We start from the raw sequence: 24,134 nt of genomic DNA, 5'->3' as shown, positions 1-24,134 counted from the left end.
CTAGGGTGCAAGGAAGAAGCCACCCTTTCCGGTCTCACAGGACTGAATTAAAAGGTTATTATTATGAAGCAATCTGCTTAGATTGTTTTATTTGTTTCGTTTCCGGTAGTAGTAGATTTAACAGTACACCTACAATTGCTGCTAGTGCCATTCCTTCTACTTGGAACGATTCTCCTACATGAAGTACCGCTCCACCAATACCGATTACTAATATTACTGATGCAATCATTAAGTTTCGTTTGTCACTTAGGTCTGTTTTATCATCTACCATCATGCGTAATCCGCTTGATGCGATTACACCGAATAGTAAGATTGATACTCCGCCCATAACCGGTGTTGGTATGGAGTGAATCAGCGCGGAAATCTTACCGATAAAACCAAACATGATTGCGAATACTGCTGATCCGATGAATAAGTATACGCTGTAAGCTCTCGTAATTGCTAGCACACCGATATTTTCACCATATGTTGTATTCGGCGGTCCACCGATTAGTGATGCGATTAATGTCGCTATACCATCACCGAATATCGAGCGATGTAAGCCTGGTTTTTCAATTAAATCTCTTTTAATAACATTTCCAAGTACAATTTGATGTCCAATATGTTCTGAAATTGTTACTAGTGCAACTGGTACCATCAAGAGTACAATCTTCCACGAAAACTCCGGAGTATATGTTACAAATGGTACTGTGAAATCTGGTACAACAAACCATTTTGCCTCAGCTACCGGCTTTAAGTTTACTAGCCCTTGGAAGTAAGCGAAGATATATCCGCCGATAATGCCCAGTAATACTGGTATGATACTGAAAAACCCTCTTCCGAATATAGAGCAGATAATTGTAATTGCTAATGTTACTAATGCTACTGAAAAGTGTGTAAAGCTATATTTGCCATCCGCACCGTTCATCGCCATGTTAACTGCTGTATGTGCTAAAGCTAGACCGATTACCATTACTACTGGACCAACTACGATTGGCGGAAGTAATTTCATAATCCACTCTGATCCTGACTTCTTAATTCCGAGTGAGATTAAGATGTACACAAGTCCTGCAAACAAACCACCGAGCATTGCTGCTCCAGGTCCACCTGCTGTTTTCGCTGTTATTATCGGTGCGATAAAGGCGAATGATGATCCTAGATAGGCAGGCACTTGACCTTTCGTTATAAGAAGAAACGCTAGCGTTCCTAATCCACTTGATATTAAAGCTACTGACGGATTCAATCCTGTTAAAAACGGAACAAGCACTGTTGATCCAAACATCGCGAACAAATGCTGTATACTTAAAAATAACCATTTTCCCGGTTTCGGTACTTCATTAACGTCTAACACTGGCCTTTGTTCCATTGTTACATCCTCCTTCAGTTTAAATCTTTGCAATAAAAAAACTCTTTGTGCCTGTGCACAAAGAGTCCTACACTTTCGTATGCCAAATTTGACATATGAAAGCCAAGACCCTTTGGCAGCCTCACAGGACTACATTTAAAAGGGCTTTACTTATCGTATATGCTTACTCGATCTTGTTGATCTGTCTCTTGCAAATCAACTTCGATACGCTCTTCACTTGATGTTGGAATGTTCTTTCCTACATAATCAGCGCGAATTGGTAGTTCACGATGACCTCTATCAACAAGAACCGCCAGTTGGATTTGTGATGGTCTACCTAAATCCATAAGAGCATCCATTGCTGCTCGAACTGTTCTTCCTGTATATAATACATCATCCACAAGGATTACTTTTTTCTTCGTAATATCTACAGGGATATCAGAACCTTTTACAAGTGGTTCTTCGTTTTTCGATTGTAGTGTTAGATCATCACGATATAACGTAATATCTAGCTCTCCAACTTCCATTTCTTTTCCTTCAATTTGACCAATTCGTTCTGCCAAACGTTGTGCAATAAAAATTCCACGAGTTTTAATTCCGACAAGAACACAATTATCGACACCTTTATTTCGTTCCACGATTTCATGACTAATTCGTGTTAAAGCGCGGCGAATCATTTGGTCATCTAAAACGACAGCTTTCTCTTGCATGCTCTACACCTCCAAGCTTTTTTTCTTGCGTGAGAGTAATGGTATAAAAAAAGTCCTCTCAGCGTGTGCGAGAGGACTTTTGAAAAAAGGGTACAGCATACCCTATGTATTTCAAACCGTTACCTTCTCAACCTCACGGGGCTGTGTTAAAGGATCATTATTTAACTGTTGTCAGTATCTCAGTTTTCTTATGATTTGTCAATACTATTTCCGTAAAATATTTAATGCGTCTTCAAACACTTCTGGAATCGGTGCCTCAAACTGAATATATTCATCAGTACGAGGATGGTCAAACCCTAAAATACCTGCGTGCAGTGCTTGTCCATTCATGTCTAATGTTTTCTTCGGACCATACTTCGGATCTCCTGCAAGTGGATAGCCAATATATTTCATATGAACACGAATTTGGTGCGTACGTCCCGTTTCTAAGCGACATTCTACAAGTGTAAAATCTTTAAAGCGTTCTAACACTTGGAAGTGCGTAACAGCATTCTTACCATTTTCATCAACTGTCATGCTTTGACGTTCTTTCTTATCGCGACCAATTGGCGCATCGATCGTTCCTTTATCATGCGGAATCACACCGTGTACAATCGCTTTGTAACGTCTTGTTACTGTTTTTGCTACAAGTTGATTTACAAGTGATTCATGCGCCACATCATTTTTAGCAACCATTAATAGTCCAGATGTATCTTTATCAATACGATGCACAATACCAGGACGCATTACACCGTTAATACCTGACAGATCTGTACAATGGTGCATAAGTCCGTTTACAAGCGTACCGCTTGTATGCCCTGGAGCTGGATGTACAACCATACCACGTGGCTTATTTACAACGAGTACATCTGCATCTTCATAATAAATTTCTAAGCTCATATCTTCTGCTTGAATATCTAACTCTTCTGGATCAGGAATCGTTATTGTAATTTCATCATTTTCTTTAACTTTATAATTCACTTTTACCGATTTTCCATTAACTGTAACAACATCATCTTTAATCCATTGTTGTACTTGTGAACGTGACCATTCACTGTTTATTTCTGCAACGAATTTATCAATTCGCTCGCTTTTTTGTTCTTCTGCAACTGTTACTTGTACTACTTCACTCATTCAATTACTCCTTCGTTTTCTTTCCTTCTAATAATGTTTGAATAATAATTAATACAACACCAATACATAATGCTGAATCAGCTATATTGAATACTGGATAGTTGTACGAGAAAATATACACGTGAATGAAATCCACTACTTCTTGTCTAAATACACGATCAATGAAATTACCAATTGCTCCGCCTAATATTAGACCTAATGAAATTCCTAGAAGTTTGTCTGTTTTCGCATATTTTTGCATATACATTACGATAAATACTACAAAAACGACTGTAATAATGTAGAAGAACCACATTTTATTTTCTAAAATCCCCCAGGCAGCTCCTCTATTTCGATGTGATGTTATGTATAATACATTATCGATAATCGGAATGCTCGTACCCAATTCCATGTTCTTTACAATTAGCCATTTCGATATTTGATCGATGGCAATGACAAATAACGCTATTACATAATATATCATTTTCATTTCCCCCACAAAGACAGTGTACCTCAAAATTTTAGCATAGCTGCAACCTTTTCACAATGAACCTTTATAGAAGAATAAAATAAATTAAAAAAAGGTAATATAATATCGTTGTGTGCATTCATACATTTACTTTTTCATAGAAAAATTCATGAATGGTACGGGCAGTGGGCATCGTCTTCATTTGTTTTACCGAAATTACTCTCCCTGTCTCTTCACAAATACCATACATATCTATTTCCATTTTAAATAATGCACGTTCTACATCTTTTAAGTCCTCTTTTATATCATGTAATAGGAGTTTTTTCTTTATCTCTTCCTTCATTTCATATCCAAGCTCTTCGCTAAACTCTGTATCATATTTGTGCATGACCTCTTTAGCTAGCCTCTCTTGTAACTCTTTTCGCATCAATTGCAATTCTTCTTTGATTTCCATATACATTTCATTCACGTGTACATTCCTCCCAGCTGCAATGTACGATTAGTGTGTCCGAAATTTCCATGCTTACCTCACACACATTTTTCCTTCATAGGAAAGAGAGTGAAAGTTATTTCAATATATCGTCAATAAAAAAACTGACTGCACTTATGCACAGTCAGTTTTTTTATTATTTTACGTAGTTTTCTTTAACAACTGTCGCACAACGCTCACATAATGTTTCATGTTCAGCATCTTTACCAATTGTTTCTGAAACTACCCAACAACGTTCACATGTTTCACCAGTTGCTTGAGCAACAACAACGGCTGTATGCTCATACTTCGGCGCATCTGCTGGCGCTTCTTCCATCATGCCACCAAGTTTATACTCAGAAACGATGAATAATTGCTTTAAGTCTTCACTAATAGACTCTAACATAGCTTTCATTTCTGCAGTTGGATATAGCGTAATACTTGCATTTAATGACTTACCGATTACTTTTTCATTACGAGCTACTTCTAACGCTTTTAATACGTCATCACGCAATGTCATAAATGCATCCCATTTTGTTTTTAATGCTTCCTCACCATCTAATTGTACAGCTTCTGGCATATTAGTTAATTGTACACTTTCTTCTGTTACACCTGGAATGTATGGCCATACTTCATCAGCTGTATGCGGTAAGATTGGAGTTACAAGTTTCGTCAATGCAACAAGAACATCATATAATACAGTTTGAATTGCACGACGATCTTCATGGTTTGCACCTTCAATGTATAAAATGTCTTTTGCAAAATCTAAGTAGAATGAACTTAAATCAATTGTACAGAAGTTATGAATTGCATGATACACAGCAGCGAAGTCGTATGTTTCATATGCTTCTTTTACTTTTGTAATTAAGTCATTTAATTTCACTAACATGTAACGATCTACTTCACGAAGTTCAGCTACAGCTACTGTATTTTCACTTGGCTTAAAGTCATCTAAGTTCCCTAATAAGAAACGGAATGTGTTACGGATTTTACGATACACTTCTGCTACTTGTTTTAAAATATCATCTGAAATACGTACATCAGATTGATAGTCAACCGAAGATACCCATAAGCGTAAAATATCTCCACCTAATTGATCCATAATTTTCTTCGGTACGACGATGTTTCCAATCGACTTACTCATTTTACGTCCTTCACCATCTAATACGAAACCATGGCTTAGTACACCTTTATATGGAGCTTTACCTGTTACAGCAACTGCTGTTGATAATGAAGAGTTAAACCAACCACGATACTGGTCAGATCCTTCTAAATATAAATCTGCTGGACGTTGTAAGTCTTCGCGCTCTTCTAATACCGCTTGGTGAGAAGAACCTGAATCGAACCATACATCCATGATGTCTGTTTCTTTACGGAATTCACCATTCGGGCTACCTGTATGTGTAAATCCTTCTGGTAATAGATCTTTCGCTTCACGCTCGAACCATACGTTAGAACCGTGCTCACGGAATAACTCTGCTACATGGTTAATTGTTTCATCTGTAATAATTGGGTCACCATTCTCTGCATAGAATACAGGGATTGGCACACCCCATGCACGCTGACGAGAAATACACCAGTCACCACGGTCACGAACCATATTATGAAGACGAGTTTCTCCCCATGCTGGTACCCATTTTGTTTCCGCAACAGCTTCTAATAATTCTTTACGGAACGCTTCAATAGATGCAAACCACTGTGCTGTCGCACGGAAAATAATTGGTTTTTTCGTTCTCCAATCATGTGGGTATGAATGCGTAATGAATGTTAGTTTCAGTAACGCGCCTACTTCTTCTAATTTTTCTGTAATTGGCTTGTTAGCTTTATCATAGAATAAGCCTTCAAATCCAGGTGCTTCATTTGTTAATACACCTTTATCATCAACTGGGCAAAGTACTTCTAATCCATACTTTTTACCAACAACGAAGTCATCTTCCCCGTGTCCTGGTGCTGTATGAACACAACCTGTACCTGCATCTGTTGTTACGTGATCCCCTAGCATAACTAATGAATCACGATCGTAGAATGGATGTTTTGCAACTGTGTACTCAAGTTCGCTACCTTTTACCGTTTTCACAACTTCAGCATTTTCCCACTCTAACGTTTTTGCAACTGTCTCAAATAGTTCAGAAGCAATAATATATTTTTCATCATTTATTTTTACAATAGCGTATTCAAGTTCTGGGTGAACAGAAATACCTAAGTTTGCAGGTAACGTCCAAGGTGTTGTTGTCCAGATAATGAATTTCTCATCACCTTCTAATACGTTCTTTCCATCTTTTACAGGGAATGCTACGTAAATAGATGCTGATTTTTTATCTTGGTATTCAATTTCAGCTTCTGCTAAAGCTGATTCACTCGTTGGAGACCAGTAAACTGGTTTTTGTCCTTTATAGATATAACCTTTTTTCGCCATATCACCAAACACTTTAATTTGTTGTGCTTCATAAGCCGGCTCTAAAGTAATATATGGGTTATCCCAATCTGCACGTACACCTAAACACTTAAATTGTTCACGTTGACGTTCTACTTGTTCATATGCATACTCTGCACATAACTTACGGAACTCAGCAACTGTCATTTCTTTACGCTTTACACCTTTATTTGTTAAAGCTTGCTCAATTGGTAAACCGTGTGTATCCCAACCCGGTACATATGGTGCGCAGTAACCAGTCATTGATTTATAACGAACAATAAAGTCTTTTAACACTTTATTTAATGCATGTCCCATATGAATGTCACCATTCGCATATGGAGGTCCATCATGCAGTACAAATAAAGGACGACCTTTCGTATGTTCTTGTACCTTTTCATAAATATTCATTTCAGCCCACTGTTCTTGCATTGCAGGCTCACGTTTTGGTAAATTCCCACGCATTGGGAACTCTGTTTTTGGCATTAGTAATGTATTTTTGTACTCCATGCTCAATTCCTCCTTACATGTATAAAAGAAACACTTAAAAAACGGAATAAAAAAGAGACCTTCTCATCCCAAAAAGGGACGAGAAAGTCTCCCGCGGTACCACCCTAGTAGATCCTATACGTATGTATACAATCCTCTTTATATTCTTAACGCGAATATACGCCTACGCTTACTCTATTTGTTCAGCGCGGAACTCCAGGGTGATATTCCCCATTATCTCCTTATCCTGAGCTTACACCATCCTCAGTTCGCTATATAAGGTATGAAAAAGGTACTTATCCCTATCTTCGTTTTTCTTAATAAATATGTTGTTTAAAATTATATGTAATAATGAGAAAAACGTCAAGCTTACACTGTTTCTTCTTTTTTCAACAGTTCATCTACTTCGTCTTCTAACTCAATTAGCTTATCCCAATCATCGTTGTTTAACATTTCAAGCTGTGTTTCTAATAACATACGGAAACGAGTGCGGAATACTTTCGCTTGTTTCTTTAACTCTTCAATATCAAAAGCAACTTTTCTTGATTTTACTAACGCTTCGTTAATAATACGGTCTGCATTCTTTTCAGCTTCACGTACGATTAATTTTGCTTCTTTTTGCGCATTACGTTTTACTTCTTCCGCTGCTTCTTGTGCAACGACGATAGATTTGTTTAACGTATCTTCAATATTAGAGAAATGATCTAACTTCCCTTCTAATTGCGCAACTTTTTCTTCTAAAGCTTTTTTCTCACGAATGACTAATTCATAATCTTTGATAATTTGATCAAGAAACTCATTTACTTGATCTTCATCATAGCCACGGAATCCGCGACCAAATTCTTTGTTATGAATATCTAATGGTGTTAACGGCACAACGCCACCTCCAAGTAGTTATCTAAATTTCCTCTTTCAATTATATCTTTTCTTCGACAAAATAGGAGGATTTCCTTCTAAAAAACCAATCATTTTAGTATACCATACAAAATTCTCCATTTGTCGCGCTTTGTTCTACCTTCTACAGAAAACAATTTACTTCGTCCATATCCTCTCACTGAAAAAACATCTCCTGGATAACATTCATAAGAAGTTTGCTCCACTGTTTTCCAATTCACTTTTACTAAACCATTTTTTATGAAAGGTTGTACTTTTTGTCTGGATATATGTAACATTTCAGCTAACATAACATCTAAACGAAGTGAAGAAACCGTTCCAGATTTCTCTCCCCACGTTTCTTGCATCTGTAGAATTTTCTCTCCTTGCACTGATGATAAGGAAACTTTCACTTTCCCTATAGATTGTAAGTTCATCTCAATATAAGATACAACTTCTTTGGCAACTACAATTTGGGCACGATCTTCTTGAAGCAAAATATCACCACATTTTTCTCTCGTTAAACCAAGAGACATAAATGTACCTAATATTTGCCTATGTTCTAGTGTATAAAACTTGGAAGGATAGTCAATTTCCAATACTTCTACTTGAAATTCCTCTTCATTCACTACTAGATAGTCCGGATAAATGAGTGCTCTCTTACGCTCTGCATGTGGCGTTGCACCATCAAATTGTACAGTAACATCCCCTTTTCCTATTACCATAGTGACAATTTGTTGTTGTCTTGGATCAAGGAAGTCTGTTAACTTCACTTGATGGTACTCCGCTGCTTGCTTCCACTCTAACACCTTATCCACAAAGACCTCTTCATCGGGTCTGAAATGTTCATAGATGCTCATTTATTTAACCTCTTACTATAAGAAATAGTTGAATATACTTATTAAACCATTCGTAGCAAGCTTTAACGTGAAAATCGCAACGAGCGGAGAGATATCAATCATACCAAGCGGCGGAATAAATCTGCGAAATGGTTCTAAATACGGTTCACAAATACGCGCAAGAATATCTCCGAAAGTTGATTCCTTTGCACCTGGGAACCATGATAGGAGAATGTAAATAATAAGTGCCCACGAGTAAATCTCGATAGCATAAACTAAAAGCCTTAAAACTGTTTCCATGGCGTATTACCACCTCTTTATATTTGTGTCTTCTTCTTCACCGAATAACTCTGAAATTGCACCAACAATATCTACATTTTCAGGTGTACACATAAATGTTTTCGGTCCTATTTTTTGAATATCCCCGCCTATAGCGTATACAGTACCACTTAAAAAGTCAACGATACGTACAGCTTGATCAGTAGACATTCGTTGTAAATTAATCACAACAGCTCGTCTACCTTTTAAATGGTCCGAAATCCCTTGCGCTTCCGAATATGTGCGTGGTTCTAATAAAACAACTTTTGAAGATTGCTTTGCCGTTTCAATGCTCACAACATTTTGTTTCGGTTGCGCTTTTGGAAACGTAACATCTTGTTGTTCTGGCGGATCTTGCTGCTTCTTCATGTCTGTTTGCTCCTTTTCATAACTATATTGAGCTGCTTCTTTTTCTTCCGGTGTATCAAAAAAGAAGTATTTTACTTTTGACCAACTCATAATAAGATTCTCCTTCCTTTTACGCTTTTCCTACTAAAATCGTCCCCAAACGAATATATGTAGCACCTTCTTCAATTGCAATCGTGTAATCATTAGACATTCCCATTGATAATTCTTTACATGGCGCATGTAATAATTCTAGCTCCTGCACCTCTGTTTGTAGCATACGTAACTCCTTAAAACAGCGTCTGATTTCTTCCTCTTCTTCTGTAAACGGAGCCATTGTCATTAATCCAACCACTTCAATCTTATCCAATTCTTGCAAACTTTGAATGAAAGAAACGGTTTCTTCTATTGCCAATCCTTGCTTTGATTCTTCAGATGATGTTTTCACTTGAATAAAACATTTCACTTTCTTATCAGCACGTTTTTGAATTTCTTTTGCAAGTGAAAGTCGATCTAACGAATGTAAATAATCAATTTCATTAATGATTTCTTTTACTTTTCTCGTTTGTAATGATCCAATAAAATGCCAATTCACTTTCTTACCGAAATGTTCGTACTTCTGTAAGAAACCTTCATTTCTATTTTCACCTAAATCACTAATTCCAGCTTCAATTACCTCGTTTGTCTTTTCAATTCCTACCGTTTTTGTAACTGCAACGAGTTTAATATCTTGCAACGAACGTCCCGCTCGTGCGCAAGATTGTTTAATTGCTTCGTTTACAGTTGTTAAATTTTTTTGTACTGTCACTTGCTTTCTTCCTCCTTAAAACCTATGAAACTCAACATTCTCCCTGTCTTACCTTGATCACGACGATGAGAGAAAAACAATTGTTCTTCACAGCTTGTACAAAGAGATGACATTACAATATTCTCTTCTTTTATGCCTGCTTGTACACATAATATACGATTAATTTCTTTTAAATTAATTGCGTACTGCCCATCAGAAATTTTTTTATAAGGGACAGAACCGTTTACTACTTGCTCTGCTGCTGTTAACACTCTATCATCAACAACGTAACAACAAGATCCAATTGCTGGTCCAATTGCAACATGAATTTCATCGCTTGAAACCCCTTCTGCATTCCAGTTTTGAATCATTTCCTTTGCAATCTCTTTTACAGTCCCTTTCCATCCAGCATGCGCAAGTCCTATCATACCATGTGATGGCGCATAAAAATAGAGTGGAACACAATCCGCGTAACATGATGTTAGAAGAACATCATTATTAGTCGTATAAATGCCATCTGTTTTTGAAATGCCGTCTTCATATGAATAGACGCCACTTCCTTTTTCCTCTTGTCCTACTTTTTCAACATGATGATCATGAACTTGTTCAGAGCAAATCCAGTTTTCTAATGGTTTTTTTAACTTATTTGCTAAAATGCGTCTGTTTTCATGAACGTTCTCCACGATATCATTCACATGTAATCCTAAATTCATCGCATGAAAGGAGCCCGTACTTACCCCACCATCTTTTGTCGTAAATCCAGCAGTAATGTTTCCAAGTTCTTTCCACGCTTGTAAATACAGTATACCGTCCACATATTTAAAGGGTTCTCTCATAACAAAGCGGCTCCTTTTAATTAAAATAACATAAAAAAGCATGGTACTTCCTGTCTATTTTACCATACTTTTATTTTTTCATAATGCCAACAAAAAAAAAAGAGGAATTTGTAATATTCTTTATGAAATTGTCGGTGTTTGTATTGATTCTGTTACAGAATTAACAGGATTTACTCTAACAAGTATGACATCTTCCCCAATTTTCATAATTTCCTCCCAAGGAATTACAATTTCTACATCCTTCCCAAAAATCCCCAACATACGCGCCTGTTTAGAAATAATAATAGACCCGATCTTCCCTGTGTTCATATCAATTTCAATGTCTCCAATATTCCCAAGCCTTTTTCCATCTGAAACATTTATTATCTCTTTCATCTGCAACTCCGAAATTCTTATCATTTTCATCCTCTCCCTTATATATGACGAATTGAAAAAACACTGTTTCTCAAATTAACAGGAAGCACCCTCTACTAATCCCATATTATTTTCATTATATGAACACAGCTTCCCTACTATGAGCGAAGACAAACTATATTACATATAAAAAGGTTTCACCATAAATGGTGAAACCTTATCCTTGAATCGTTTTATTCATTTGTCTAATAGCTGATTTCTCTAAACGTGACACTTGTGCTTGAGAAATCCCAATTTCTTCTGCAACTTCCATTTGTGTCTTTCCTTGAAAGAAACGTTTTCGAATAATCATTTTCTCACGATCATTTAAACGCTTCATCCCTTCTTTCAGTGCTAACTCTTCAACCCACTGCTCGTCCTTTTGTTTTTCATCACTTAACTGATCCATAACAAAGATAGGATCTCCCCCATCGTTATAAATCGGTTCAAATAATGAAACTGGATCTTGAATCGCATCTAATGCAAAAACAATTTCTTCATGAGTCACTTCAAGCACTTTTGCAATATCCATTGCTGTTGGTTCTTTTGAATTCTCTGCAATCAATTTCTCTCTTACTTGTAACGCTTTATACGCAATATCTCGTAATGATCGAGATACGCGAATCGGATTGTTATCACGCAAATATCTGCGTATTTCCCCAATAATCATCGGCACAGCATACGTTGAAAATTTTACATTTTGGCCTAAATCAAAGTTATCAATCGATTTCATAAGTCCGATGCAACCAACTTGAAATAAATCGTCAACATATTCTCCTCTGTTATTAAATCTTTGGATGACGCTCAGTACAAGACGTAAGTTTCCATTCACTAATTTCTCTCTTGCGCTTATCTCTCCACTTTGCATTTCACGAAATAATTTACGCATTTCATCATTTTTTAGTACGGGAAGTTTAGCTGTATCAACACCGCAAATTTCTACTTTGTTTCTCGTCAAAGTGTTCCCTCCTATCGGGAGTTGCTGTACAGTGTAAAGTATTTCCTTTGAAGGGGATTTTATGCATGCGGTTTTCTCTTCATTTTTCATTTCCGTTGTCTCTTCTCATACAACGAAAGAGAAAAAGACCAGCCTAGATAATGGCTGGTCTTTTTCTTTACACCATTTTATTAAATTCTTTTCGTAATCTTTTTATGATTCTTTTTTCTAAACGCGAAATGTATGACTGTGAAATCCCAAGCATATCCGCCACATCTTTTTGCGTCTTTTCCTCTTCTCCAGCAAGCCCAAACCGAAGTTCCATAATTTGTTTTTCACGATCATTTAATTGATGCAATGCTTTCATTAGAAGATGACGATCTACAGTAGCTTCTAAATCTTTTGTAATAATATCATCATCTGTACCTAATACATCTGATAACAAAAGTTCATTCCCATCCCAATCGATGTTAAGCGGTTCGTCAAAAGAAACTTCTGAACGATTTTTATTATTCCGGCGCAAATGCATTAAAATTTCATTCTCTATACAACGTGAGGCATATGTTGCTAATTTTATTTTCTTTTCCGGATTAAATGTATTCACTGCTTTAATAAGGCCGATTGTTCCTATACTAATCAAGTCTTCAATATTTATCCCTGTATTTTCAAACTTTCTTGCTATATATACAACTAACCGTAAGTTGCGTTCAATCAGTAACGATCTTGCTGCCTGATCTCCTTTTGGCAATTTATTCAAAAGAACTTCCTCTTCTTCTTTCGTTAATGGTGGTGGCAACGCTTCACTTCCACCAATGTAATAAATTTCATCGGTCTTAATTCCTAATTTCAGCAATACTTTATACCAAAGGTATACTAAATAAAATTTTAATTTCATCATATTATCCCGCCTCCCATTATTAAGCAATTACCATTTTTTGCGAAATTAACATTTTCGGATGCACAATACATTGATACTCTCCATTGGTTGACAACTGTTGTGTATTTAATCCAATCAATACTTTGCTGACTACAATCGAGCTACCTTCATGATAAATTTGCACACTGTCTGGCTTAATTGCCCATAAAAATTGATTCTCTACTCCTACTGCTCGGAAAGGAATTAAGCGTAATTTTGTCGCCCACCCAGAATCATTTTCTGGTATTTGAGGAATCTCTGTTTTGGAATAAACTTGTTCTGTTAACCAAGCTGGCAAGCAATGCTCTAATGATGAAATATGCATAATCATAACGGGTGTTTTTGTTAACGGGTCGTAAAGTTGGTTCCCACTATCAATTAAACCTGCGAGTTCTAGTTCCTCTTCAGCTAATTGAATTTTCAATTTCACAATTTGATCATAGTGTATTTTTGTAACCTCTACGCTTTCAATACGCTTTTTAGAAAAATAATATATTACTGGAAAACCAAAAACAACAAACAACCAGCTAATTGGATCACCGTAAGAAATTGATTGAGATTGAACCAATCCATTTACCATTTCATTCGTTTGCAAAAAGAAATGAGTCCCAATTAACCCTCCACCAACCATAAAGGTTACAAAGTAAAAAGTAAAAACAGTTTGTGCATAGTTTCTAAACGTTGTGAACCCAAATGCTGTATACACAATAAGTAACGAGTACAGTAGTTTCATAATTGGATGTGTCATCATAGAAGCAAAAGGAGTAAAGGCAAAAATAACAATGGTTGAACCTATAAATGCCCCTAACACAAGCCTCCATCTTTTGATCTTCTTTTTTAACACGGTAGCTGTTAATAAAAGTAAAAGAAAATCAATGCAGGCGTTTAACAACCAAACAACGTCGGCGTAAACAACCAAACAATTCACCTCTTTTTTTAAGTTGAGACTAGTATAATGCATATCCAATAGGAAAGTGTGTCAATTTGCGGAGGTGTTTTTTTGTTATTTTGTGCTTTCTAGACAGAATCTGTCGGTAAAAAATAAAAGTATATGTTTCATAGACTAAAATATTATACTTTTTTGCTTACATATAAAGTGAAACTTTAATCAGCCCTCACCAATCGGGCTTTTACGGGCAGCCCATCCCCCACCTAACATCTTTGCTTTCGCTAAATTTTCAGATTGGGGTCTTACTGCCCGGCAAATAGCGGGATAAATCGAATTATATAAAGTGAAGCTTTAATCAGTGGGGGTTTTCTTCATTCCCCACTGATTATTAGTTGAACCAATCGGACTTTTATGGGCAGTTGATCCCCCACCTAAATTCTTTGCTTTCGCTGAATTTTGAGGTGGGGGTCTTACTGCCCATTAAAGCGGGATAAAATAAAAAAAGACCTGCTTAGCAGATCTTTTTCCTGTATAAAACAAAAAAGGAGCATGAAAGCTCCTTTTCTTTTATCGTCTACGACGGTTACGTAAGAATGCTGGAATATCGATGTCATCTGAATCTGTATGACGCTCATGCACAACCGGCTCTTCACGTTTCATTTCACGCTTAACTTCACGTTGTTTTGAAGGTTGAGCTACTTGCTGTTGCTGTTGTTGCGTATGATTCGCAGTCGGACGAATAATTGGTTTTGGTGGCTGCGTCGCAGCACTATCATCAAAACCAGTTGCAATTACAGTTACAACGATATCATCTTTTAATCCTTCATTAATAACAGAACCGAAGATCATATTTACTTCTGGATCTGAAGCTGAAGCTACAATGTCTGCCGCTTCTTGTACTTCATATAAGCTTAAGTTAGCTCCACCCGTAATGTTCATGATAACACCTTGAGCTCCATCAATAGATGTTTCTAATAATGGACTCGAAATCGCTTTTTTCGCAGCTTCAGCAGCACGATTTTCTCCATTACCAGAACCAATACCCATTAAAGCAGAACCTCTATTAGACATAATTGTCTTTACGTCTGCAAAGTCTAAGTTAATTAAACCTGGTGTTGCAATTAAATCAGAAATACCTTGAACACCTTGACGTAATACGTTATCTGCTTCACGGAATGCTTCTAACATCGGCGTATTTTTATCAACAATCTCTAATAAGCGATCGTTTGGAATTACAATAAGTGTATCTACATTTTCTTTAAATGCCGCAATACCAGATGCTGCTTGTGTTGCACGCTTACGTCCTTCAAATGTAAATGGACGTGTTACAACACCAACTGTTAATGCACCCAATTCTTTTGCAACTTGAGCAACAACTGGAGCTGCACCAGTTCCAGTTCCGCCACCCATACCAGCAGTTACGAAGACCATATCTGCACCACGAAGTGCTTCTTGGATCTGTTCTTTACTTTCTTCTGCAGCTTTTTTCCCTACTTCAGGGTTTGCACCTGCACCAAGTCCACGTGTTAATTTTCCACCAATTTGCATTTTTGTTTCAGCTTTTGATAGATTTAATGCTTGTGCATCAGTATTCACAGCGATAAAGTCTACACCTTGTACACCGTGTTCAATCATACGGTTTACAGCATTGTTTCCGCCACCGCCGACACCGATAACTTTTATATTCGCTAATTGATCTTGAGTAGTATCAAACTCTAACATGTCGAAATCCCCCTAGAACCTCATTTTTCGTGTCCAATTTTAATCCCATAAATAACGGAATACACGTTTTACTTTTGACATCATACGGTCATCATTTTGATTATTATTGTTTTGATTACGAGTTTTTTGTTTCGCAGGTTGCTGTTGTACCGGCGTTGGTGCTGGTGCTGGTACTGGTTCAAAATGTTCTTGCTTTTCCTGCACATTTTTTCCACGTAATTTAGCTTTTTGATAAGAATGTTTAATTAATCCTACTCCACTTGTATATTGGGGCTCACGCACACCAATATAATCCGGAGTCGCTATACGAACATTTTCATGTAAAATATCATATGCAAGATCAAGAACACCCGGCATAGAAGCAATTCCACCAGTTAGTACATAGCCAGAAGCTACTTGCTTTACTCCTAACTTACGCACTTCATCTTGAACAAACATTAAAATTTCCTCTACACGAGCCTCTATTATATCCGATAATTCCAACTGAGAATATTGTTCTGTTTGATCACTTCCCATAATAGGAACCGTAAACATCTCTTCTTCAGATGCTGTATCATAAAAAGCATGTCCATATTTCAACTTAATTTGATCTGCATTTTCTGTTGAAGTTTTCAACCCAATCGCAATATCCTTCGTTATATGGTCTCCACCTAACGGTAATACGCTCGTCGCTTGTAACTCTCCATCTTTAAAAATAGATAAAGTTGTAGATCCTCCCCCCATATCAACAAGGGCTACTCCTCTATGTTTTTCATCTGAAGATATAGCAACTGTTGCAGCCGCTAAAGGTTGAAGACAAATATCAACTATTTCAAGACCTGCTTTTTCTACACAACGCAGTAGGTTATGTAGTAAAGTTCTCGAGCCTGTTATAAGTGTACCTTCCATTTCTAATCTTACACCGATCATCCCGCGTGGATCGTTAATCTCGTCAAGACCGTCTACGATGAACTGTCGAGGTACCACATCAATAAACTCACGTTCTGGAGCAATTGACACAACTTGTGCTGCATCTAGAACGCGTAAGACATCTTCATTCCCGATTTCACGATCTTCATTTGAAACAGCGACTACTCCGTGACAAGGAAGTAGCTGTACCTGGTTTGCATTGACACCTACTACAACTTGCTCAATGTGGATTCCCACCATGCGCTCAGCTTGTTCAATTGCTTTTTTAATTGATCGAACAGTCTCGTCTATATCAACTATCGATCCCTTTTTTAAACCATTTGATTTTACATTTCCAACACCAATAATGTTTAAGCTGTCATTAACCATTTCACCAATGATGACTTTAACATTGGATGTACCGATGTCAAGACTAACATATATTTCATTGCTGTTCATTCTTTGGCACCTCCTTCTTTATTTATACCATACAACTCAATATATGGAACAACAATCGCAACTTTACTATTTATAAGAAAAATATTCAACGTCTTTATACGTTTCCCTTTTTTAACCCTATATTTTTCTTATTTTTATTTAACATTCATTTAAGAATATCGCAGTAAACTGTGAATAACTGCTTATCTTGAAATAATTCTATTTCAAGTGTAAAGATTACCGCCAAGTATAAGTCTACACTAAGATGTACTCATAGAAAAGTGAAACTTGTACCAATCCTAGTATGAATCTAAGAATTTTTACATCTTTTTCATCAAATGAACCATTCTTGTAAATTCAGATGCATCCAATAGAACATTCGTTTCGTTTTTTCTACAGGAACGTAGTAAAAACTATCGTTCTATTCTTTTTTTTCTTCCGCTCCTAATTCTTTCGTATATGCCCCTACTTCTAAATCAATTAATACCTTTTTACCCGGCTCAATTGTTTTTAAGATAAGCGGATAAGCTTCCATACGCTTTGCGAAATTTTGAATCGTAGTGCTCACTTCGTACCCTTCGTTCATATATAAAGTAAGATGATCTTCATTCGCATTCGTCGGTGAATAACGAATTTCAGAAATAGACCTTAAAATAGTTGGTGTTAATTTTTCAAGTTCAGCAATTAACTCCTTCATTTTCTCCTCTTTAAAAGGTTCAAAAATTGGTGCTGCAACAGGAAGTTTTCCGTTCGGGAGTACATCAAGTGTTTTCCCGTTCTCTAATAACGGTTGTAATTTCCCATCTTTGTTTATATAACCAATCGTTAAATATTCTTCAATATGAACATCAATTTTATTTGGAAAACGTTTTTTTACATTTACTGCTTTAATTTCTTTTCGTTTCGTTAGGTTTTCTTCTGCTTTATGTGCTGTCACTCGGAAATAACTTGTATCATACGTCACACCTGATTCCTTCATCACTTGTTCATCTGTCATATAATGATTTCCAAACACACTTATCTTTTTGATATTGCTTAGCGGAGACCGAAAATAAATCAAAAAGAGCACTAATAAAAATAAAATTGATATGTATAAAATCAACCGATGATTAACATTTTTCTTGTTTTTCTTCTGTTGATTTTTTAACTTTGGTACACGATCCTGTAGTTTAATCACTTTACTATTTTTCATGTACGATCCCCCTACGTAACATAAAGAACGGCATGTTCCTCATGCCGTTCTTATCTTCTTATTATAACATAAATGATAATGAGCGGAACGAATAACCGTTATCTTCCAATGATTTCTACTTCTGTATGCATTTCTACGCCAAATTTATCCTTGATTGTTTGTTTTATGAATGCAATTAAAGATAAGACATCTTGCGCACTGGCTCCCCCAGTATTAATAATAAAATTCCCATGCATTTCAGAAATTTGAGCTCCGCCTATTTGATAACCACGAAGCCCCGCCTTTTCTATTAAGTCTCCTGCAAAGTATGGGATTGGATTCCGAAATATACTTCCTGCACAAGGATGATTCCACGGCTGTGTTTCACGGCGGTAATCTTTATTCTTTTGCATGACGCTTACGATTCCCTCACGCTCTCCTACCTGCAATTGAAACTCCGCTTCCAAAACAATACCAGGACGTTTCGTTTGCAATACAGAAGTACGATAGGAAAACTCCATTTCTTCATGCGTTAACCAATCCATTGTTCCATTTTCAAACAAAATAAGAGCTTTTGATAATATGTTTGATATATCCGATTTATGTGCTCCTGCATTCATATACACTGCACCACCAACACTTCCTGGAATACCACTGGCAAATTCCAGGCCGGATAATCCTTGACGACTAAGTAAAGTTGATAATTTAATAAGGGGATACCCACCACCAACTCTTACTCTATGTTTTTCGACTTCTAAGTGGTCTAATCCTTCTCCTAAACGAATAACGGCACCTTCTATACCTAGGTCAGATACAAGAAGGTTCGAACCGCGACCAATTACAGTCCACTTTGTTTTATATTTTTTTACTAACTGCAACGTTTTTTCAATACCGGCAACATGCTTTGGCACAATTAAAATATCAGCTGGTCCACCTATTTTCATAGTGGTATAACGCGCTAACGCTTCATTCACTAATACGCGACCAACATTTGCTTCTATAAGCTCATTTACTAATTGCTCCATAAACAATCTCCCCCATACTAAATATCCTTATTACAGTAGTATGCAGGGCGTTCACCTAACGTTATTTTTTTACAAGCTTATTCATTACTTCATACAGCTTATTTGCTGCATCTGGAATACCTAATTGCGCCGCAGCCAGCTTCATATTTTGTAATGTTTGTGCATCTAATAAAATCTCATCGATATCACGAATAAGCGTTTCTGCTGTTAAATCTTTTTCAAGCAACATCTTTGCTGCTCCTTTATCGACAACAGAACGTGCATTCTTTTCCTGATGGTTATTTGTTACGTAAGGACTCGGAATTAACACACTTGGCTTACCTAACGCGGTTAATTCTGCAAGTGTTGTTGCCCCCGCTCTTGAAACAACAAGATCTACACCTGTAAGTACCTCTGGCATATTATGAATGAAAGGTTTAATAATAACATTATTCGGATTCCCTTTTTGCTTCACTGCTTCCATCACTTTGTCATAATGAACTTCACCTGTTACATACAATATTTCGTAACTTTTATTTCCAAACTGTTCAATTGCCTCTACGAAAGCATCATTAATCGGTCTAGCCCCACGACTGCCACCAAAAATAAGTACGGATTTTTTAGGAAGAGATAAACCTACTGAACGTTTTCCTTTCATTCCATTCTGATCCATTACTTCTGATGCTCGTGGATTTCCTGTCATAACCACTTTTGACTGTGGAAAATGTTCTGCAGCCGCTTCAAAACAAACCGCAACTTTATCAACATAGCGGCTTAAAAATTTATTCGTTACACCAGGTACACTATTTTGTTCATGTACAATAGTTGGAATACCTAATTTTGCTGCAGCATATACAACTGGCCCACATACATATCCACCCGTTCCAATCACAATATCCGGATTAAAACGACGAATATATCGTTTACTATCTTGTACACCCTTTAAGAAACGCATCACCGTTTTCACGTTATCTAACGATATTTTACGCTTAAATCCACTTATAACAATAGATTGAAACGGTATGCCTGCTTTTGGAACGATTGTGCTCTCTAATCCACTCTCCGTACCAATATATAAAAACCTTGCTTCCGGATTTAATTTTTTTATTTCTCTTATTAGAGCAAGAGCCGGATAAATATGACCTCCAGTGCCCCCACCACTTACTAATACACGCACTACTAACTCCTCCGCTTCTCTTTTCTTATTTCAGTCGTATTTATTTCTATATACATCATATTTCTTCGCGCACATACGAAAAACCCTGTCTTAACAAACAGGGTTTAGTAGCGAGAATGGCGACTTATATTTAATAATACACCTACTGCCATTAACATTAATGTCAAACTTGATCCACCATAACTTAAAAACGGCAAAGTAATACCCGTAACAGGCATCAATCCTGTTACAACACCAACATTAATCATTACTTGAATCGCAATCATCGCCACAATACCTACTGCTAAAAACGTACCATATAAATCTGGCGCTCCTAAAGCTATACGAATCCCACGCCATAATAACAGACTAAATAATAATAACACAAATGAACCACCAATAAAACCTAATTCCTCAGATAAGATTGCAAATATAAAGTCTGTTTGTGGTTCAGGTAAATAAAGAAACTTTTGTCTACTTTGTCCAAGTCCGAGCCCGAATAATCCACCAGGTCCAATTGCGAGTAACGATTGAATAATTTGAAATCCACTTCCAAGCGGATCTGACCACGGATCTAAATATGATGTAATACGTTTCATTCGATACGGTGCTGATGCAATTAGCCCTACAAATCCTGCTACACCAAGCAAACCAAACATCGCAAAGTGAAAAACCCTTGCTCCCGAGACAAATATCATAATGATACATGTCCCAACCATTACCGTTCCTGTACCAAGATCTGGCTGTAACATAATCATTCCAAAAGCAAGAAATACAAAACCTAGTGCTGGTAGTAAACCACGTTTAAAAGAGGTAATTAATTTTTGTCGTTCCGCTAAAAATTTCGCTAAAAAAATAATCATCGCAAACTTCATAAATTCTGACGGTTGAATGGAAAATGCCCCGATTCCAATCCAACTTCGCGCTCCTCCTCGAACAAGTCCTACTCCAGGAATAAGAACAAGAATAAGAAGAATGAAGCAAACTAGCAAAATTACTTTTGAATACGTACGCCACACCCAATAATCAATTTTCATAATAAAAAACATAGCCACTACACCAATACTTGCAAATAGCAATTGCCTTTTTGCAAAAAAGAATGAGTCCCCCATTTTATAAGAGGCCCAAACCGCACTCGCACTATACACCATAACCATTCCGATTGTTAACAACGCAAGTGTAACGATGATGAGAATAAAATCAGGCGTTTTCTTCATTACCCATAAACACCACCTCTTTAGGCAGAAACTTTTGCCCTATGTAACAAAACATCAGTAGGTGTTAGCCTACTGATGTTTTGATTTACTTTATATAAGTTTATGCACAGCTTGTATAAAAATGTCTCCTCTTTCTTCAAATGTTTTAAATTGATCCCAGCTTGCACATGCTGGAGAAAGAAGAATTACATCGCCATCTGTAGAATGAGCATAAGCTTTTACTACCGCTTCATCTAAAGTATCTACACTTTCAATTGTATCTAATCCCGCTTTTTCTGCAGCTCTTACTAGTTTTGGAGCTGTTTGTCCAAATGTTACAATTGCTTTTACATTTTTGAAATATGGAATTAAATCATCGAATTCATTTCCACGATCAAGCCCACCTGCTAATAACACAATGGGTTGTGTAAACGCAGATAAAGCTTTCTCAGTCGCTAACATATTCGTTGCTTTTGAGTCATTATAAACCTTACGATTGTTAATAGTTGTTACATATTCTAAACGATGTTTTACACCTGTAAAACGTTTTAACACCGCGGTAATCGCTTCATTAGAAACACCCAATAATTTTGCTATACTCATCGCTGCTAAAATATTTTCTAAATTATGTTGACCAGGTAAAACGATATCGCCTACTTCAACAACTTTTTCACCTTTAAAACAAAGGGCATTCTCTTTTATACACGCACCATCTTCAATTTCTTTCGTTGTCGAGAATAGTACTTTTTGCCCTTTACTATAAGCAGATAAAGCCATCACATCTGCATCATCTGCATTTATTACACTATAATCATTTTCTGTTTGGTTTTTAAAAATATTTGCTTTTGCTAAACCATATTCCTTCTTCGTCCCGTGATAATCTAAGTGGGCCTCAAATAAATTTAAAAACGCAGCGATTTTAGGTTGGAACAATTCTACTCCCATCAGTTGGAACGATGAAAGTTCTGTAACTACAACTTCATTTCCTTTTGCATCCTGTGCTACTTCACACGCTACAGTTCCTATGTTTCCTGCAATTACAGGATGCTTTTGTCCTTCTTTTAGCATTTCAAATGCAAGCATTGTCGTCGTCGTTTTGCCGTTAGACCCCGTAATCCCAACAAATGGCGCTTCTGAAATACGATATGCTAATTCAACTTCCGTAACAATTGGAATTTGCTTTTCTTTCGCAGCAACTAATATTGGATTAGAATACGGGATTCCTGGGTTTTTTACAACAAGAGAAATATTTCTCTCTAACAATTCTAAAGGATGACCACCGCATACAACGTCCATTCCTTTTGCTTGTAATTCTGCAGCAAGTACATTATCCGCTAAAGGCTTTCCGTCATTTACAATAACATTTGCCCCTAATTTTTGTAACAGCGTAGCTGCTGCATAACCACTTTTTGCAATGCCTAATACAAGAATATTTTTATTTTGAAATTCAGTTACAGTTTTCAATTACATCCACACCCCGATATAAATTCCTAACACAGCTAATAAAAATCCTACAGACCAAAACGTCACTACAACACGCCACTCTGACCAACCACATAATTCATAATGATGGTGTAATGGACTCATTTTAAAGACACGTTTTCCTGTTGTTTTAAAAGAAATGACCTGAATAATAACAGATAAAGTTTCCATTACGAATACTCCACCAATGATTACAAGTAGTAATTCTTGTTTTAATAAAATTGCTACAGCTGCAATGGCTCCACCTAAAGCTAAAGAACCTGTATCTCCCATGAACACTTTCGCTGGATTTGCATTGAATACTAAAAATCCAAGTACAGCTCCTACAACTGCCATACAGAATATCGCTACTCCAAATTGCTCTTGTGCGACTGCAATAATACTAAACGCTCCAAATGCAATAGCAGCTGTTCCTGATAATAAGCCATCTAAACCGTCAGTTAAGTTAACTGCATTTGATCCACCAATAAGCATAAATAATACAAGTACAAAATACGCCCAACCTAGTTCAAACTTAACATCTGTTCCCGGAATCATGATGTATGTGTGGAACGCTTGCCCTTTTCCAATTAAAAAGAACGCAATAGCAATAACAAGCTGACCTACTAATTTTTGTTTTGATGTTAAACCAAGATTTCTCTTCTTAACTACCTTTATGTAGTCATCTAAAAATCCAATTAATCCGTAGCCAAATGTCACTAATAATAATAACGAAACCTCTGCACCTAAATGATTAAATTTAATTGCCATAATAAGTGAAGTTACCATCATAGATACATATATGACAATACCACCCATTGTCGGTGTCCCTGATTTTTTTTGATGTGACTTTGGTCCCTCATCACGAATACTCTGTCCGAACTTTAATTTCCTTAAAAATGGAATAAACAATGGCGAAAGGGCAACAGAAATTAAGAATGCTACCCCAGCCGTTACTAATAAACCTTGCTCAAGCACATGTAGTCCTCCTCTCACGTT

The 24,134-nt window shown here is 36.7% G+C and carries 24 protein-coding genes and 1 other annotated feature; all 24 genes read right to left on the bottom strand.

Annotated features, from left to right (window positions below):
* Positions 1 to 61: 61 nt before the first annotated feature.
* Positions 62 to 1,345, bottom strand: coding sequence for a uracil permease (gene uraA / locus ACTFOB_RS11180; RefSeq protein ID WP_440025940.1), 1,284 nt, complete (start codon positions 1,343 to 1,345; stop codon positions 62 to 64).
* A 146-nt stretch (positions 1,346 to 1,491) separates the two neighbouring features.
* On the bottom strand, positions 1,492 to 2,034 hold the full coding sequence (gene pyrR, locus ACTFOB_RS11175) for a bifunctional pyrimidine operon transcriptional regulator/uracil phosphoribosyltransferase (RefSeq protein ID WP_001156490.1): 543 nt from the start codon (positions 2,032 to 2,034) through the stop codon (positions 1,492 to 1,494).
* Positions 2,035 to 2,238: 204 nt separating this feature from the next.
* Positions 2,239 to 3,147: an RluA family pseudouridine synthase gene (locus ACTFOB_RS11170; protein ID WP_440025939.1), complete on the bottom strand. Its 909-nt coding sequence runs from the start codon at positions 3,145 to 3,147 to the stop codon at positions 2,239 to 2,241.
* A 4-nt stretch (positions 3,148 to 3,151) separates the two neighbouring features.
* Complete coding sequence (lspA, locus tag ACTFOB_RS11165) at positions 3,152 to 3,610, bottom strand: lipoprotein signal peptidase LspA (protein ID WP_440025938.1); 459 nt, start codon at positions 3,608 to 3,610, stop codon at positions 3,152 to 3,154.
* 124 nt (positions 3,611 to 3,734) lie between these two features.
* Positions 3,735 to 4,064 carry a TraR/DksA family transcriptional regulator gene (locus ACTFOB_RS11160; protein ID WP_016086566.1) on the bottom strand — a complete coding sequence of 110 codons (330 nt, stop codon included), beginning with the start codon at positions 4,062 to 4,064 and terminating at the stop codon, positions 3,735 to 3,737.
* 157 nt (positions 4,065 to 4,221) lie between these two features.
* Complete coding sequence (ileS2, locus tag ACTFOB_RS11155) at positions 4,222 to 6,987, bottom strand: isoleucine--tRNA ligase (RefSeq protein WP_440025937.1); 2,766 nt, start codon at positions 6,985 to 6,987, stop codon at positions 4,222 to 4,224.
* 71 nt (positions 6,988 to 7,058) lie between these two features.
* Positions 7,059 to 7,284: a binding site (T-box leader), on the bottom strand.
* Between the two features lie 51 nt (positions 7,285 to 7,335).
* Positions 7,336 to 7,842 (bottom strand): septum site-determining protein DivIVA, encoded by a 507-nt coding sequence (gene divIVA / locus ACTFOB_RS11150; protein ID WP_001131611.1) that lies wholly within the window; start codon positions 7,840 to 7,842, stop codon positions 7,336 to 7,338.
* Positions 7,843 to 7,931: 89 nt separating this feature from the next.
* Entirely contained in the window at positions 7,932 to 8,699 is a 768-nt protein-coding gene (locus ACTFOB_RS11145; protein WP_440025936.1) for an RNA-binding protein, read from the bottom strand.
* Between the two features lie 15 nt (positions 8,700 to 8,714).
* Positions 8,715 to 8,978, bottom strand: a complete 264-nt coding sequence (locus ACTFOB_RS11140) for a YggT family protein (RefSeq protein WP_064474975.1) — start codon at positions 8,976 to 8,978, stop codon at positions 8,715 to 8,717.
* A gap of 6 nt (positions 8,979 to 8,984) precedes the next feature.
* Entirely contained in the window at positions 8,985 to 9,455 is a 471-nt protein-coding gene (locus tag ACTFOB_RS11135; protein ID WP_064474974.1) for a cell division protein SepF, read from the bottom strand.
* 19 nt (positions 9,456 to 9,474) lie between these two features.
* Entirely contained in the window at positions 9,475 to 10,149 is a 675-nt protein-coding gene (locus ACTFOB_RS11130; RefSeq protein ID WP_440025935.1) for a YggS family pyridoxal phosphate-dependent enzyme, read from the bottom strand.
* A complete protein-coding gene (pgeF, locus tag ACTFOB_RS11125) occupies positions 10,146 to 10,964 on the bottom strand; it encodes a peptidoglycan editing factor PgeF (RefSeq protein WP_440025934.1) in 819 nt (272 codons plus the stop codon). Before pgeF ends, ACTFOB_RS11130 begins: the two co-directional genes overlap by 4 nt.
* 120 nt (positions 10,965 to 11,084) lie before the next feature.
* Positions 11,085 to 11,363, bottom strand: coding sequence for a YlmC/YmxH family sporulation protein (locus tag ACTFOB_RS11120; RefSeq protein WP_000619414.1), 279 nt, complete (start codon positions 11,361 to 11,363; stop codon positions 11,085 to 11,087).
* A 172-nt stretch (positions 11,364 to 11,535) separates the two neighbouring features.
* A complete protein-coding gene (sigG, locus tag ACTFOB_RS11115; RefSeq protein WP_440025933.1) occupies positions 11,536 to 12,315 on the bottom strand; it encodes an RNA polymerase sporulation sigma factor SigG in 780 nt (259 codons plus the stop codon).
* A 157-nt stretch (positions 12,316 to 12,472) separates the two neighbouring features.
* On the bottom strand, positions 12,473 to 13,192 hold the full coding sequence (sigE, locus tag ACTFOB_RS11110; RefSeq protein ID WP_000976947.1) for an RNA polymerase sporulation sigma factor SigE: 720 nt from the start codon (positions 13,190 to 13,192) through the stop codon (positions 12,473 to 12,475).
* A gap of 19 nt (positions 13,193 to 13,211) precedes the next feature.
* Complete coding sequence (gene spoIIGA / locus ACTFOB_RS11105; protein ID WP_440025932.1) at positions 13,212 to 14,129, bottom strand: sigma-E processing peptidase SpoIIGA; 918 nt, start codon at positions 14,127 to 14,129, stop codon at positions 13,212 to 13,214.
* Positions 14,130 to 14,666: 537 nt separating this feature from the next.
* A complete protein-coding gene (ftsZ, locus tag ACTFOB_RS11100) occupies positions 14,667 to 15,821 on the bottom strand; it encodes a cell division protein FtsZ (RefSeq protein WP_000888981.1) in 1,155 nt (384 codons plus the stop codon).
* 39 nt (positions 15,822 to 15,860) lie between these two features.
* Positions 15,861 to 17,168: a cell division protein FtsA gene (ftsA, locus tag ACTFOB_RS11095; RefSeq protein ID WP_001087544.1), complete on the bottom strand. Its 1,308-nt coding sequence runs from the start codon at positions 17,166 to 17,168 to the stop codon at positions 15,861 to 15,863.
* A gap of 400 nt (positions 17,169 to 17,568) precedes the next feature.
* A complete protein-coding gene (divIB, locus tag ACTFOB_RS11090) occupies positions 17,569 to 18,339 on the bottom strand; it encodes a cell division protein DivIB (RefSeq protein ID WP_000798232.1) in 771 nt (256 codons plus the stop codon).
* A gap of 98 nt (positions 18,340 to 18,437) precedes the next feature.
* On the bottom strand, positions 18,438 to 19,343 hold the full coding sequence (gene murB, locus ACTFOB_RS11085) for a UDP-N-acetylmuramate dehydrogenase (RefSeq protein WP_440025931.1): 906 nt from the start codon (positions 19,341 to 19,343) through the stop codon (positions 18,438 to 18,440).
* Positions 19,344 to 19,404: 61 nt separating this feature from the next.
* Entirely contained in the window at positions 19,405 to 20,499 is a 1,095-nt protein-coding gene (gene murG, locus ACTFOB_RS11080; protein ID WP_061678246.1) for an undecaprenyldiphospho-muramoylpentapeptide beta-N-acetylglucosaminyltransferase, read from the bottom strand.
* Positions 20,500 to 20,603: 104 nt separating this feature from the next.
* Positions 20,604 to 21,695: a stage V sporulation protein E gene (gene spoVE, locus ACTFOB_RS11075; protein WP_440025930.1), complete on the bottom strand. Its 1,092-nt coding sequence runs from the start codon at positions 21,693 to 21,695 to the stop codon at positions 20,604 to 20,606.
* Positions 21,696 to 21,785: 90 nt separating this feature from the next.
* On the bottom strand, positions 21,786 to 23,138 hold the full coding sequence (murD, locus tag ACTFOB_RS11070) for a UDP-N-acetylmuramoyl-L-alanine--D-glutamate ligase (RefSeq protein ID WP_440025929.1): 1,353 nt from the start codon (positions 23,136 to 23,138) through the stop codon (positions 21,786 to 21,788).
* Positions 23,139 to 24,113 carry a phospho-N-acetylmuramoyl-pentapeptide-transferase gene (mraY, locus tag ACTFOB_RS11065; protein WP_000893058.1) on the bottom strand — a complete coding sequence of 325 codons (975 nt, stop codon included), beginning with the start codon at positions 24,111 to 24,113 and terminating at the stop codon, positions 23,139 to 23,141. It abuts the gene before it with no gap.
* Positions 24,114 to 24,134 lie beyond the last annotated feature (21 nt).

The sequence above is a fragment of the Bacillus cereus group sp. MYBK79-1 genome (assembly GCF_051915365.1).
Classification (GTDB): Bacteria; Bacillota; Bacilli; order Bacillales; family Bacillaceae_G; genus Bacillus_A.
The sequence above is the reverse complement of the archived record's forward strand: the minus strand, read 5'-3'. Positions and strand labels throughout refer to the sequence as shown.

What these genes read in the sequence shown, in the direction of transcription:
- uraA (WP_440025940.1), bottom strand. Translation starts at nt 1,345, where the DNA reads ATGGAACAAAGGCCAGTGTTAGACGTTAATGAAGTACCGAAACCGGGA.
- pyrR (WP_001156490.1), bottom strand. Translation starts at nt 2,034, where the DNA reads ATGCAAGAGAAAGCTGTCGTTTTAGATGACCAAATGATTCGCCGCGCT.
- ACTFOB_RS11170 (WP_440025939.1), bottom strand. Translation starts at nt 3,147, where the DNA reads ATGAGTGAAGTAGTACAAGTAACAGTTGCAGAAGAACAAAAAAGCGAG.
- lspA (WP_440025938.1), bottom strand. Translation starts at nt 3,610, where the DNA reads ATGATATATTATGTAATAGCGTTATTTGTCATTGCCATCGATCAAATA.
- ileS2 (WP_440025937.1), bottom strand. Translation starts at nt 6,987, where the DNA reads ATGGAGTACAAAAATACATTACTAATGCCAAAAACAGAGTTCCCAATG.
- ACTFOB_RS11145 (WP_440025936.1), bottom strand. Translation starts at nt 8,699, where the DNA reads ATGAGCATCTATGAACATTTCAGACCCGATGAAGAGGTCTTTGTGGAT.
- ACTFOB_RS11140 (WP_064474975.1), bottom strand. Translation starts at nt 8,978, where the DNA reads ATGGAAACAGTTTTAAGGCTTTTAGTTTATGCTATCGAGATTTACTCG.
- ACTFOB_RS11135 (WP_064474974.1), bottom strand. Translation starts at nt 9,455, where the DNA reads ATGAGTTGGTCAAAAGTAAAATACTTCTTTTTTGATACACCGGAAGAA.
- pgeF (WP_440025934.1), bottom strand. Translation starts at nt 10,964, where the DNA reads ATGAGAGAACCCTTTAAATATGTGGACGGTATACTGTATTTACAAGCG.
- ACTFOB_RS11120 (WP_000619414.1), bottom strand. Translation starts at nt 11,363, where the DNA reads ATGATAAGAATTTCGGAGTTGCAGATGAAAGAGATAATAAATGTTTCA.
- sigE (WP_000976947.1), bottom strand. Translation starts at nt 13,192, where the DNA reads ATGATGAAATTAAAATTTTATTTAGTATACCTTTGGTATAAAGTATTG.
- ftsZ (WP_000888981.1), bottom strand. Translation starts at nt 15,821, where the DNA reads ATGTTAGAGTTTGATACTACTCAAGATCAATTAGCGAATATAAAAGTT.
- ftsA (WP_001087544.1), bottom strand. Translation starts at nt 17,168, where the DNA reads ATGAACAGCAATGAAATATATGTTAGTCTTGACATCGGTACATCCAAT.
- divIB (WP_000798232.1), bottom strand. Translation starts at nt 18,339, where the DNA reads ATGAAAAATAGTAAAGTGATTAAACTACAGGATCGTGTACCAAAGTTA.
- murB (WP_440025931.1), bottom strand. Translation starts at nt 19,343, where the DNA reads ATGGAGCAATTAGTAAATGAGCTTATAGAAGCAAATGTTGGTCGCGTA.
- spoVE (WP_440025930.1), bottom strand. Translation starts at nt 21,695, where the DNA reads ATGAAGAAAACGCCTGATTTTATTCTCATCATCGTTACACTTGCGTTG.